Raw genomic sequence first — 12,950 nt, 5'->3', positions numbered from 1 at the left:
GGTGATCGAGGTGATCTTTTGGCCGCCGCGTATGAACGGCCTATGCCGATTCTGCCTCACCGTACGATCGGCCGCTGGCCCTCACGCCCGCAGGTCCACCAGCAGCGGCGGCGCGTGCTCGCCCTGCACGGTGGTCAGCGACAGCACGGCGTGGCCGGGCGGCACCGCGTGCGCCAGCTCGGACGCCGACCACCGCTCCCGCTCCACCTGCCGCACGGTGACGGCCCGGGCCGTCGGCGCCTGTCCGGTGATGACCCGGCGCAGCATGTGCACGGCCTTGCCGGCGGGCGTCTCGGCGATGATCTGCCGGTCGGTGACGTCCCGGGTCTCGGTCCACTCCTTGCCCCACACCTCGGCGAAGTCCTGCCCGTCCCAGGGGGTGAGCCCGGACAGCGCCATGCGGCATCCGGTGGCGCCGAGCAGCGGGCCGCGCAGCGGCCGGGGCACGTCGTCCAGGGTGCGCAGGGTGAGCACCGCGCCGGCGCCCGCGGAGCGCAGCCGCTGAATACCCCGCACGGCCTCCGGTGTGACGACACCGGAGGCGTCGTCGAGCAGCAGGCAGGCGAACAGCGACCGGTCCTCCCTGGCCGTCACGGCGGCCGTGAACTGGGCCAGCACCAGCCGGGCGAGGATCCGGGAGGCGTCGGCGTGGCCCCGCTGGGGCAGGTCGATGCGGACGCGGACCGGGTGGTCGAGGGCCTTGAGCGAGAACGGGCGTGACTGTCCGGAGGTGTCGAAGAAGGCGGCGAAGGCGGGCCGGTCGAGCAGCGCGATCCGGTCGGCGAGCACCGTGCCGACATCGCCCGGGTGGGCCATCTGCCGTTCGCGGGCGTCGAGTTCCCGCAGCAGCGAAGCGTGGCCGGTGTCGGTCAGGCCCTTGCGGAGCGCGGCCAGCGGGCCGGGCGCGCCGTCGAGCAGCTGGCGCAGCTCGGGTACGGACGGGAAGCGGTCGTGGACGGCGCGGAACGGGCCGAGCAGCTGGGCGAGCACCGTGGTGGAGCGGCGGCTGTCGCTGCCGGGGTGCGGGTCGGCGAGGTCGCCGACGAGGGCCTCGGCGAGTATGGCCGCGGCCTCGTCGGGGTCGGTGGTGCCGCCGTAGAGGTCGAGGTCGTACACCGACTCGGGATGGCCGATGCGTACGACGACGTCATAGGCCTCGGCCGGGCCGAGCCCGGCGCCCGACGCGCCGACGACCACGACGGAGGCGCGGCCGGCGAGGGCGTGCAGGCACAAGGACTCGGCGAGCGGCCGTACCACCGCGCCGGTCTTGCCGGAGCCGGCCGGGCCCACGGCGAGCAGCGAGGTGCCGAGCAGGTCCGGGCCGAGGCCGAGCCCGGCGCCGCGGTAGTGGTAGGGGTTGCGGGGGTCGTCGGCGGTGGTGCCGAGCCTGACCTGCCCGGTGAACAGGTCGTGCCGGGCGTGCCGGGCGGGCAGGTCGCGTTCGCCGGAGGGGTGCAGGCAGGCGGCCGCGCCGTCCTGCAGTACGGCGCCGGTGAAGGTGGCGAGGGAGTGCTGTCCGGTCCGTACGCCCTGCCAGGCGCGGTTGATCCGCGCGTGGTCGACGTCCCGCATGAGTCCGGCCTTCGCCTCGGCGGCGAGCCGCTCGGCCGCCTCGTGGGCCCCGGCGGCGCGCAGGTGGGGGAACTCGGCGGGGTCCTGGTCCGGTGCGGGGGGTGCCTCGGCCGCGGGACCGGCGGTGCTCCAGGCGGGCGGGCCGTAGCGGCGCCAGACCTCGCCCCAGCGGCCGAGCCGGCCGACGACCAGCAGGATGGCGAAGGCGATGAGGGTGTAGTAGCTGTACCAGAGGATCGCGTTGCCGACGCGGTCGTTGCCCTGGCGCCAGGATTCCGGGGTGAACAGCTCCAGGGGCAGCACCCACCAGCCGCCGAGGTAGCCGTTCCACAGCAGGGACCACACCAGCCAGCCCACGAGGAAGGCGATCAGAGCGCCGCTGAGCAGCTGGCGGGCCGGGATCCGCTCGGGCTCCTGCTCGGGCCGGGGGCGGTGACCGAAGCGCCAGACGCCCGGAGCGGCCTCGGGGCGGGTGGCCCGCAGCCAGACCAGGAAGGTGGAGCCGTCCGGTTTCGGCGGCGCGCCGGGCGGCGCCGTGGGCATCGGCGGTACCCCGCCCCCCTCAGGGGGAGTCGTCGGGCGGGGTACCGGGTTCGCATGCGTGCCGCGTGCGTCCCGTGTCCCGTCGCTGTCCATCCGTCCTGCCCCCTGACCAGCCGTTCCATCCACCATCAGCGAGCCAATCTAACGCCCCGGCAAGGGGAGTTCACCGCTTACGCGGCCGTACGTTCCCCGCTTGGCCGCCGCGGGGCCGAGGGGCCCGCTATGTCCACCACGGACAACCGTCCGCGCCGAAGACGCCCACATGGAGCATGCCCACCCACCATGCACGGCCCTAGCCTGCGAAGAAAGATAGGTAAGCGTCCGAAAACGCACCGCCCGGAACCGCCCGGGAACGCCCGGTACGCAAGATCATCAGGGAGCCCCCATGACCGCACTTCCGCAGGAGCGCCGCGTCGTCACCGCCATCCCCGGCCCGAAGTCGCAGGAACTGCAGGCCCGCCGCACCGCCGTGGTCGCGCAGGGCGTGGGCTCCGTACTGCCGGTCTTCACCGCGCGCGCGGGTGGCGGGATCATCGAGGACGTCGACGGCAACCGTCTGATCGACTTCGGTTCCGGCATCGCCGTGACCTCCGTGGGCGCCTCCGCCGAGGCCGTCGTCCGCCGGGCCACCGCCCAGCTGGCCGACTTCACCCACACCTGTTTCATGGTCACCCCGTACGAGGGCTACGTGGAGGTCGCCGAGGCCCTCGCCGAGCTCACCCCGGGTGACCACGAGAAGAAGTCCGCGCTGTTCAACTCCGGCGCCGAGGCCGTCGAGAACGCCGTCAAGATCGCCCGCGCGTACACCAAGCGCCAGGCCGTCGTCGTCTTCGACCACGGCTACCACGGCCGCACCAACCTCACCATGGCGCTGACCGCCAAGAACATGCCGTACAAGCACGGCTTCGGTCCGTTCGCCCCCGAGGTCTACCGCGTCCCGGTCGCCTACGGCTACCGCTGGCCGACCGGTGCGGAGAACGCCGGCCCCGAGGCCGCCAAGCAGGCCATCGACCAGATCACCAAGCAGGTCGGCCCGGACAACGTCGCCGCGATCATCATCGAGCCGGTGCTCGGCGAGGGCGGCTTCATCGAGCCCGCCAAGGGCTTCCTGCCGGCGATCCGCCAGTTCGCCGCCGACAACGGCATCGTCTTCGTCGCGGACGAGATCCAGTCCGGCTTCTGCCGCACCGGCCAGTGGTTCGCGTGCGAGGACGAGGGCATCGTCCCCGACCTGATCACCACCGCCAAGGGCATCGCCGGCGGTCTGCCGCTGGCCGCCGTGACCGGCCGCGCCGAGATCATGGACGCCGCCCACGCCGGTGGCCTGGGTGGCACCTACGGCGGCAACCCGGTCGCCTGCGCCGGTGCGCTCGGCGCCATCGAGACCATGAAGGAGCTCGACCTCAACGGCAGGGCGAAGCACATCGAGGAGGTCATGAAGGGCCGCCTCGACGCCATGGCCGAGAAGTTCGACATCATCGGCGACGTCCGCGGCCGTGGCGCGATGATCGCCATCGAGCTGGTCAAGGACCGCGCCACGAAGGAGCCGAACCCGGAGGCGACCGCCGCGCTCGCCAAGGCCTGCCACGCCGAGGGCCTGCTGGTCCTCACCTGTGGCACCTACGGCAACGTGCTGCGCTTCCTGCCCCCGCTGGTCATCGGCGACGACCTGCTCAACGAGGGTCTGGACATCATCGAGCAGGCCTTCGCGCGCATCTGAGCGACTGGTCCGCACCTCTGAAGGGGTCCTGCGGCAGGCCGTGTGAAGAAGGTGTGCGAGGTGGATGTCGGGACGCGATTCCGGCTGCCCAAGCGCCCCGGCCTGCCGTAGGTTCTACCCAGATGAGAGATACACCCCGCCCACAGGGGACTGTGGGCGATTTCAGGGCGGGGCCTCCCCAGCTTCGACCTGGTCGTGCCCTCGCGCACACAACCGGCGCCTGACGCCGGGATCTCCTCACCGATCGGACGGTCGCCGCCCCAAACCCCCCGGGGCGCGCGACGTTCCGGTCCGGACGGCCGCCCCGGAACCACCCCCCCTGTTCCGGGGCGGCCGACCTCCTTCCACCCCCTGACAGGCCCGGACCTGTGTACGGACGGCCGTCTTCCGGCCCTCCACGGGATCCGACCTGCGAAGCTGGGCCGGTGTCGACCTCAGTCCGCCGCTCGCTGCTCCTCGGTGTCCCGGCTGTCCTCTTCGCCCTGATGACCTGGCAGGTGCTGGTCCACGGCCCGCTCCTGCGCCTGGACACCCGCCTCAGCGGGGCCCTCCGTCATCCGGACCTGTTCTCCGCCGCCCTGTCCGACCTCGGCAACGCCGAGGTCGCCCTGCCCGTCCTCCTGGCCGCCCTCGGGTACGCGGCCTGGCGGGGCCGGGCCGCCGGTGCGGCCCGCTGGTGGCTGCCGCCGCTGGCGGCGGCGGTACCGATGGCGCTGGTCCCGGCGATCGTCGTACCGCTCAAGGACTGGACCGCCCGGCCGGGGACACCCGTGGTGCCCCCGGGGGTCGGCTACTTCCCGTCCGGGCACACGGCGACGGCGGCGATCGCGTACGGCGGTGCGACCCTGCTCCTGCTCCCCTGGCTCCGCTCACCGGCCGCCCGCCGGACGCTCGTGGCCGGCTGCGCGCTCCTGGTCCTCGGGGTGTCGTTCGGTCTGGTCCGCCGTGGCTGGCACTGGCCGCTGGACGTGGTGGCCAGCTGGTGCCTGTGCACCGTGCTGCTGACCACCCAGGTCCTGGTGGTCAGCCGAAGTAGGCGTCGAAGTTCCTCTGGAACTCCCAGTTCGCGAAGCGGTCCCAGTTCACCGACCACGTCATCAGACCGCGCAGCGCGGGCCACGTCCCGTGTGTCGCGTACGAGCCGCAGTTCGTCCTCTTCGTCAGGCAGTCCAGGGTCCTGGTGACCTCTCCCGGTGAGACGTAGCCGTTGCCCGCGTTCGTCGACGCCGGCATGCCGATGGCGACCTGGTCGGGGCGCAGCGGCGGGAAGACGTTGCCCGCGTCGCCGGCCACCGGGAAACCGGTGAGCAGCATGTCGGTCATGGCGATGTGGAAGTCGGCGCCGCCCATGGAGTGGTACTGGTTGTCCAAGCCCATGATCGGCCCCGAGTTGTAGTCCTGGACGTGGAGCAGGGTGAGGTCGTCGCGCAGGGCGTGGACGACCGGGAGGTACGCCCCGCAGCGCGGGTCCTGGCCGCCCCACTTGCCGGAGCCGTAGAACTGGTAGCCGTTCTGCACGAAGAACGTCTCCGGAGCCATGGTGAGCACGAACTTCGTGCCGTAGCGAGCCTTCAGGGTCTTCAGCGCCGAGATGAGGTTGACGATCACCGGGGTGGTGGGGTTGCGGAAGTCCGTGTCGCCCGTGTTCAGGGACAGCGAGTGGCCCTCGAAGTCGATGTCGAGGCCGTCGAGGCCGTAGGTGTCGATGATCTTCGACACGGAGGTGACGAAGGCGTCCCGGGCCGCGGTCGTGGTCAGCTGGACCTGGCCGTTCTGGCCGCCGATCGAGATCAGCACCTTCTTGCCGGCCGCCTGCTTGGCCTTGATCGCCGCCTTGAAGTCGGCGTCGCTCTCGACGTTCGGGCACTCGGCGACGGGGCAGCGGTCGAACCGGATGTCGCCGGAGGTGACCGAGGTGGGTTCGCCGAAGGCCAGGTCGATGACGTCCCAGCTGTCGGGGACGTCGGCGAGGCGGGTGTAGCCGGAGCCGTTGGCGAAGCTCGCGTGGAGGTAGCCGACGAGGGCGTGGGCGGGCAGGTCCGGGGAGCCCCCACCGCCGCCCGGGCCGGTGGTCGCCGTCACGACCGCGGACCTGGCGGACTCCCCCGCGTCGTTGTTCGCGGTGACCTGGAAGCCGTACGCCGTCGCGGCCGCGAGTCCGCTCACGGTGGCCGACGTGCCGGTCACCGTCTGGACCCTGGTGCCGTCGCGGTAGACGGAGTAGCCGGTGGCACCGGTGACCGCGGACCAGGACAGGCCGACGGAGGACGAGGTGACGGTGGTGGTGCGCAGGCCGGCGGGCGGGGCGGGGGGCTGTCCTGTACCGCTGCCGCCGGGGCCGATCAGGGAGATGTCGTCGGCGTAGTAGGCGCCGGTGCCGTACCAGCCGTGGGTGTAGATGGTGACCTTCGTGGTCGTGGCGCCGGTGCGGAAGGTGGTGCTGAGCTTCTGCCAGTCGGGGGCGGACTGGGTCCAGGTGGAGACGTCGGTGGTGCCGGTGCCGTTGGCGCCGAGGTAGACGTAGGAGCCGCGGACGTGGCCGGACAGCGTGTACTGGGAGTCGGGCTGCACGGTCACGGTCTGGGCGCACTGGGCGTTGTCGCTGCCCGCCGGGGTGGCCTGCAGCGCCGAAGTCCCGCTGTGCACGGGCGAGTTCACGGTCGTACCGGCCGTGCAGGTCCAGCCGGACAGACCGGATTCGAAGCCGCCGTTCCGGCTCACGTCCGCGTCGGCCGCGCGGGCGGCCGACGAGAGCGCGGTGATGCCGGGCACGGCGAGCAACGCGGCCGTGAGCAGGGCGAGGACGGACCTGGGGCGTCTGGTGCCGTGAGCGCGTCGGGCGCGATCCACAAGGGCCTCCGGAAGAGGGGGAGTTGGAGGGGTGGAGCGCCCACAACTTGGTCCAGACCAATCCTCTTGTCAAGGGGTCGGGGCGCTACCCGTCCGCCGCCCGTCGCCCGGCCGGCCCCCCGCCGCCGCCTCGTGCATCGCCAGTTCCAGCAGCGCGGGGTCGGTGAGCATGCCCGAGCCGTCCGGTGCGACCAGCCAGCGCACCGCCCGGGTCGCCCGGCCCGGGTACGGCACGACGATCCAGGTGCCGGGTCCGGCGGTTCGGATGCCGGTGCCGAGCCAGCGGGCCGCGGTGCCGGGCGGCACGAAGAAGCCGACCCGGTTGTCGCCGAAGTCGACGAGCACCGGCCCGGGCCGGTCGAGGATGCGGGTGAGCACGTCCAGTGTCGGGTAGCCGAGCTCGCCCGGCAGGATCAGTACGTCCCAGGCCTTGCCCGCGGGCAGCAGGGCGACCCCGAGGGGGTTGCGCTCCCACTCCCAGCGGCAGGCCTCGGGGTCCGGTGCGACGGCTGCCAGCCATTCGACCGCCGTCTTCGCCCCACTCATCGATAAGCCTCCCTCTCTCGTGCGACGCGGTGGCGTCGGGGAGAGAGAGGGAGGCTTTGCGCAGGGCATTACGCGACTTCCGTGCCCTCTTTCGAGTGAGGTGGGGCACACCCCGCGGGATCAGCTGTCGAAGCCCAGCCCCAGCCGGTCCATCGTCCGCAGCCACAGGTTGCGGCGGCCGCCGTGCGCGTCCGCGCGGGCGAGGGACCACTTGGTGAGGGCGATGCCCGTCCAGGCGAACGGCTCCGGCGGGAACGGCAGCGGCTTCTTGCGGACCATCTCCAGCTCGGTCCGCTCGGTGCGCTCCCCGTCCAGCAGGTCCAGCATCACGTCGGCCCCGAAGCGGGTCGCGCCGACGCCGAGACCGGTGTAGCCGGCCGCGTAGGCGACCTTCCCCTGGTGGCCGGTGCCGAAGAACGCCGAGAAACGGGAGCAGGTGTCGATCGCGCCGCCCCACGCGTGGGTGAAGCGGACGCCCTCCAGCTGCGGGAAGCAGGTGAAGAAGTGGCCCGCGAGCTTGGCGTACGTCTCCGGCCGGTCGTCGTACTCGGCGCGCATCCGGCCGCCGTACGGGTAGATGGCGTCGTAGCCGCCCCACAGCACGCGGTTGTCGGCGGACAGCCGGAAGTAGTGGAACTGGTTGGCACTGTCGCCCAGCCCCTGGCGGTTCTTCCAGCCGATCTCCGCAAGCTGGTCGGCGCTCAGCGGCTCCGTCATCAGCGCGTAGTCGTAGACCGGCACCGTGTACGAGCGCACGCGCCGCAGCAGACTCGGGAAGATGTTCGTACCGAGCGCGACCCGGCGGGCGCGGACGGCGCCGTACGGGGTGCGGACGGCCATCCCGGCGCCGTAGCTCTTCAGGGTCAGGGCGGGCGTGTGCTCGTAAACCCGGACGCCGAGCCTGATGCACGCCTGCTTCAGGCCCCAGGCCAGCTTCGCCGGGTGCAGCATGGCCACACCGCGGCGGTCCCACAGGCCCGCCTCGAAGGTGGGCGAGTTGACCTGTTCGCGCACGGCGTCCGTGTCCAGGAACTCGACGCCGTCGGCGAGCCCCTGCTCCGTCAACCGGCGGTGCCAGTCGCGCAGTTCCCAGGCCTGGTAGGTCTCGGTGGCGACATCGATCTCACCGGTGCGCTCGAAGTCGCAGTCGATGTCGTGCCGGGCGAGGGCCGCCTCGATCTCGTCGAGGTTGCGGCGGCCCAGCTCCTCCAGCTTGCCGATCTCGTCCGGCCAGCGGCTGAGGCCGTTGGACAGGCCGTGGGTCAGGGAGGCGGCGCAGAAGCCGCCGTTGCGGCCGGAGGCGGCCCAGCCCACCTCGCGGCCTTCCAGCAGCACCACATCGCGCTGCGGGTCGCGCTCCTTGGCGTTGAGCGCGGTCCACAGTCCGCTGTAGCCGCCGCCGACGACCAGCAGGTCACAGGTGTCGGTGCCGGTGAGAGCGGGCTCGGCGGGGGGCTTGCCGGGGTCTTCCAGCCAGTACGGGACCGGCTGGGCTTCGGAAAGAGAGGCGATCCACTTGTCTTCACCACGGCTCATGGCGCTCGGGGCCATGATTTCAACTCCCTACAGGGGCTTATGCCTTTTGCTTGTTGCGGCGATTGCTGATGATCATCGAGGTCAGGACGAACAGTACGGCGAGGAGGAACATGGCCGTACCGATGACATTGATCTGAACGGGCGTTCCGCGCTGCGCCGAACCCCATACGAACATGGGGAACGTGACGGTCGAGCCGGCGTTGAAATTGGTGATGATGAAATCGTCGAAGGAGAGCGCGAAGGAGAGCAGCGCGCCCGCGGCGATTCCCGGTGCCGCGATGGGCAGGGTGACCCGCAGGAAGGTCTGCGCGGGCCCGGCGTACAGGTCGCGGGCCGCCTCCTCCAGGCGCGGGTCCATCGACATCACACGGGCCTTGACCGCGACGACGACGAAGCTGAGGCAGAACATGATGTGCGCGATGAGGATCGTCCAGAAGCCGAGCTGCGCGCCCATGTTGAGGAACAGCGTGAGCAGCGAGGCCGCCATGACGACCTCGGGCATGGCCATCGGCAGGAAGATCAGCGAGTTCACGGCGGAGCGCGCGCGGAAGCGGTAACGGACCAGCGCGAAGGCGATCATGGTGCCGAGGAGCGTTGCGCCGACCGTCGCCCAGAAGGCGATCTGGAGGCTGAGGGAGAGCGAGCCGCACATGTCGGCGACTCCGCACGGGTCCTTCCAGGCGGCCGTCGAGAACTGCTGCCACTCGTAGTTGAAGCGGCCCTTCGGTTTGTTGAAGGAGAACACCGTGACGACGATGTTCGGCAGCAGGAGGTAGGCGAGTGTGCAGAGCCCGGCGATGACGACGAGATTGCGCTTGAGCCAGTTGACGAAGGGCATTTAGACCAGATCCTCCGTCCCGGACCGGCGGATGTAGATCGTGACCATGGCCAGGATCCCGGCCATGAGGATGAAGGAGAGCGCGGCCGCCGTCGGATAGTCCAGGATGCGCAGGAACTGCGTCTGGATCACGTTTCCGATCATGCGGGTGTCGGTCGAGCCGAGGAGTTCGGCGTTGACGTAGTCGCCGGCCGCCGGAATGAAGGTCAGCAGGGTTCCCGAGACCACACCGGGCATCGACAGCGGGAAGGTCACCTTGCGGAAGGTGGTCGACGGCTTGGCGTACAGGTCGCCGGCCGCCTCGTGCAGCCGCCCGTCGATCCGCTCCAGCGAGGTGTAGAGCGGCAGGATCATGAACGGCAGGAAGTTGTACGTCAGACCGCAGACGACCGCCAGCGGGGTGGCGAGGACGCGGTCGCCGGCCGTCCAGCCGATCCAGTCCGTGAGGTCCAGGACGTGCAGCGAGTTCAGGGCGTGCACGACCGGGCCGTTGTCCGCGAGGATCGTCTTCCAGGCCAGCGTGCGGATCAGGAAGCTGGTGAAGAACGGCGCGATCACCAGGATCATGATCAGGTTCTTCCAGCGGCCGGCGCGGAAGGCGATCAGGTACGCCAGCGGGTAGCCCAGCAACAGGCACAGGACGGTCGCGGCGGCGGCGTAGAACACCGAGCGCAGGAACTGCGGCCAGTACTCGGCGAGGGCGTCCCAGTAGGTCGCGAAGTGCCAGGTGACCTTGTAGCCGTCCTCCAGGGAGCCCGTCTGCACGGAGGTGGAGGCCTGGTAGATCATCGGCAGCGCGAAGAAGACGATCAGCCACAGCAGGCCGGGCAGCAGCAGCCAGTACGGGGTGAACCGGCCGCGCTTGCGCGCGGGCTTCTTCGCGGGTTCGGCGGCCGCGAGGGGCGGCGGCGCTTCTTGGAGCGTCGACATGGTCACGCGGCCTCTTCCTCGACGGTCTCCACGCCGGCGTCGATGTCCTGGGCCGCGTCCAGACCGAAGGTGTGGGCCGGGCTCCAGTGCAGGACGACGTCGGCGCCGGGCAGGAGACGGCCGTCGCGCTCGACGTTCTGCACGTAGACCGCGAACTCGTCGCAGACCGGGGTGTCGATCACGTACTGCGTGGAGACGCCGATGAAGCTGGCGTCGGCGATCTTGCCGGTGAGGCGGTTGCGGCCCGCCGGGATCTCCCCCGCGTCGTCGGCGTGGGTGAGCGCGATCTTCTCGGGGCGGATGCCGACCAGCACCTTGCCGCCGGCCGTCGTCGGCGCCGAACAGCGCGCCTCGGGCAGCACCAGCTTGCCGCCGCCGGCCTTGAGCACGATGTCGTCGCCGTTCTTCGTGTCGATCTCCGCCTCGATGAGGTTGGAGGTGCCGAGGAAGTTGGCGACGAAGGTGGTCTGCGGGTTCTCGTACAGGTCGGTGGGCGCGCCGAGCTGCTCCACGCGGCCCGCGTTCATCACGGCGACCGTGTCGGCCATGGTCATGGCCTCCTCCTGGTCGTGCGTGACGTGCACGAAGGTGATGCCGACCTCGGTCTGGATGCGCTTGAGCTCCAGCTGCATCTGGCGGCGCAGCTTCAGGTCGAGGGCGCCGAGGGGCTCGTCGAGGAGGAGCACCTTCGGGTGGTTGATCAGCGCCCGGGCCACGGCGACACGCTGCTGCTGGCCGCCGGAGAGCTGGTGGGGTTTCTTCCGCGCCTGCTCGCCGAGCTGGACCAGGTCCAGCATGTCCTCCACCTGCTTCTTCACGCTCTTCAGACCGCGCCGGCGCAGGCCGAAGGCGACGTTCTCGAAGATGTCGAGGTGCGGGAAGAGGGCGTAGGACTGGAAGACCGTGTTGACCGGCCGCTTGTACGGCGGCAGGTGGGTGACGTCCTGGTCACCGAGGTGCACGGTCCCGGAGGAAGGTTCCTCCAGGCCGGCGATCATGCGCAGTGTGGTGGTCTTGCCGCAGCCGGAGGCACCGAGCAGGGCGAAGAAGGAGCCCTGCGGCACGGTCAGGTCCAGCGGCTGTACGGCGGTGAAGGCGCCGTACGTCTTGGAGATACCGGAGAGGCGGACGTCGCCGCTGTTGTCTGGTGTCGTCTTCATCGTCGTCACGCCCCTGTGAGCTTCGCGAACTTCTCTTCGTAGGCCGTCTCTTCCTTCGGGCTCAGGGAGCGGAAGGCATGGGACTTCGCCTGCATGGCCTTGTCCGGAACGATCAGCGGATTGTTCGCCGCGTCCTTGTCGATCTTCGCAAGGTAGGGCTTCACGCCCTCGACCGGAGACACGTAGTTGATGTAGGCGGCGAGCGCGGCGGCCTGCTCGGGCTCGTAGTAGAAGTCGATCAGCCGCTCGGCGTTCGTCTTGTGCCGCGCCTTGTTGGGGACGCACATGTTGTCGGTCGACGTCATGTAGCCGCTGTCCGGGATCACGAAGTCCACGTCCGGGCTGTCCGCCTTGAGCTGGACCACGTCGCCCGCCCAGGCGACACAGGCCGCGAGGTCGCCCTTGGTGAGGTCGGACGTGTAGTCGTTGCCGGTGAAGCGGCGGATCTGCCCCTTGTCGACGGCCTTCTGGAGACGGGCGATCGCCGCGTCGAAGTCGTCGTCGGTGAACTTCGCCGGGTCCTTGCCCATGTCGAGCAGGGTCATGCCCACGGAGTCGCGCATCTCCGACAGGAAGCCGACGCGCCCCTTGAGCTTCGGGTTGTCGAGCAGGTCGGAGACCGACCTGACCTCGACGCCGTCGAGCGCCTTCTTGTTGTAGGCGATCACGGTGGAGATGCCCTGCCAGGGGTACGAGTACGCCCGCCCGGGGTCCCAGTCCGGGTCGCGGAACTGGGGCGAGAGGTTGGTGTAGGCGTGCGGCAGGTTGGACGGGTCCAGTTTCTGGACCCAGCCGAGGCGTATCAGCCGGGCGGCCAGCCAGTCGGTGAGGACGAGGATGTCCCGGCCGGTGTCCTGGCCCGCGGCGAGCTGCGGCTTGATCTTGCCGAAGAACTCGTTGTTGTCGTTGATGTCCTCGGTGTACTTGACCGAGATGCCGGTCCGCCGGCGGAAGGTGTCGAGCGTCGGGTGGCCCTTGCCCTTGTCGTCGACGTCGATGTACTCGGTCCAGTTGGAGAAGTTCACCACCTTCTCCTGCGCCGAGTGGTCCTGGGCGGACATGCCGCCCGCCGTCTTGCCCGCGGCGGGGATGCCGCAGCCGCTCAGGGCTCCGATACCGCCGGCCGCGAGTGCGCCGCCCGCGGACACCCGCAGCAGCGATCGGCGGGTCATGGCGGCCCGGCCGTTGCGCAGGCTGCGGCGCATGGCGGCGACTTGGGCCGGGGTCAGGCGGTCGGGCTCGTACTGCTCCATGC

General features: G+C 70.6%; 10 protein-coding genes and 1 pseudogene. 2 read left to right on the top strand and 9 right to left on the bottom strand.

What is annotated here, in order from left to right:
- Positions 1–81: 81 nt before the first annotated feature.
- On the bottom strand, positions 82–2,208 hold the full coding sequence (locus tag N8I86_RS27440) for a 6-phosphofructokinase (RefSeq protein WP_073890101.1): 2,127 nt from the start codon (positions 2,206–2,208) through the stop codon (positions 82–84).
- Between the two features lie 292 nt (positions 2,209–2,500).
- On the opposite strand from N8I86_RS27440, the gene gabT reads away from it, so the two are divergent.
- Positions 2,501–3,835 carry a 4-aminobutyrate--2-oxoglutarate transaminase gene (gene gabT, locus N8I86_RS27435; protein ID WP_263278932.1) on the top strand — a complete coding sequence of 445 codons (1,335 nt, stop codon included), beginning with the start codon at positions 2,501–2,503 and terminating at the stop codon, positions 3,833–3,835.
- 434 nt (positions 3,836–4,269) lie between these two features.
- Here the strand turns inward: gabT and N8I86_RS39075 are convergent, their stop codons facing one another.
- Positions 4,270–4,392, bottom strand: coding sequence for a hypothetical protein (locus N8I86_RS39075; protein WP_317633658.1), 123 nt, complete (start codon positions 4,390–4,392; stop codon positions 4,270–4,272).
- Here N8I86_RS39075 and N8I86_RS39425 point away from each other — a divergent pair.
- A pseudogene (locus tag N8I86_RS39425) lies at positions 4,336–4,917 on the top strand (phosphatase PAP2 family protein); the annotation flags it as partial. The gene N8I86_RS39075 and the pseudogene N8I86_RS39425 overlap by 57 nt on opposite strands.
- Here the strand turns inward: N8I86_RS39425 and N8I86_RS27425 are convergent.
- The 7 genes from N8I86_RS27425 to N8I86_RS27395 form a co-directional block, all read right to left on the bottom strand.
- Positions 4,859–6,685: a chitinase gene (locus N8I86_RS27425; protein ID WP_263278931.1), complete on the bottom strand. Its 1,827-nt coding sequence runs from the start codon at positions 6,683–6,685 to the stop codon at positions 4,859–4,861. The pseudogene N8I86_RS39425 and the gene N8I86_RS27425 sit on opposite strands and share 59 nt — an antisense overlap.
- 69 nt (positions 6,686–6,754) lie before the next feature.
- Positions 6,755–7,231, bottom strand: coding sequence for a hypothetical protein (locus N8I86_RS27420; protein ID WP_263278930.1), 477 nt, complete (start codon positions 7,229–7,231; stop codon positions 6,755–6,757).
- A gap of 120 nt (positions 7,232–7,351) precedes the next feature.
- On the bottom strand, positions 7,352–8,782 hold the full coding sequence (locus N8I86_RS27415; RefSeq protein WP_073890095.1) for an NAD(P)/FAD-dependent oxidoreductase: 1,431 nt from the start codon (positions 8,780–8,782) through the stop codon (positions 7,352–7,354).
- Between the two features lie 22 nt (positions 8,783–8,804).
- The gene (locus N8I86_RS27410; protein ID WP_073890093.1) at positions 8,805–9,605 is read right to left on the bottom strand and encodes an ABC transporter permease; all 801 of its coding nucleotides are present in this window, start codon (positions 9,603–9,605) and stop codon (positions 8,805–8,807) included.
- A complete protein-coding gene (locus N8I86_RS27405; protein WP_073890091.1) occupies positions 9,606–10,535 on the bottom strand; it encodes an ABC transporter permease in 930 nt (309 codons plus the stop codon). It lies immediately after the preceding gene.
- A gap of 2 nt (positions 10,536–10,537) precedes the next feature.
- Positions 10,538–11,704, bottom strand: a complete 1,167-nt coding sequence (locus N8I86_RS27400) for an ABC transporter ATP-binding protein (protein WP_073890089.1) — start codon at positions 11,702–11,704, stop codon at positions 10,538–10,540.
- On the bottom strand, positions 11,701–12,948 hold the full coding sequence (locus N8I86_RS27395) for an ABC transporter substrate-binding protein (protein ID WP_263278929.1): 1,248 nt from the start codon (positions 12,946–12,948) through the stop codon (positions 11,701–11,703). Before N8I86_RS27395 ends, N8I86_RS27400 begins: the two co-directional genes overlap by 4 nt.
- Positions 12,949–12,950 lie beyond the last annotated feature (2 nt).

Source organism: Streptomyces albidicamelliae, from assembly GCF_025642175.1.
Lineage (GTDB): Bacteria > Actinomycetota > Actinomycetes > Streptomycetales > Streptomycetaceae > Streptomyces > Streptomyces albidocamelliae.
The sequence above is the reverse complement of the archived record's forward strand: the minus strand, read 5'-3'. Positions and strand labels throughout refer to the sequence as shown.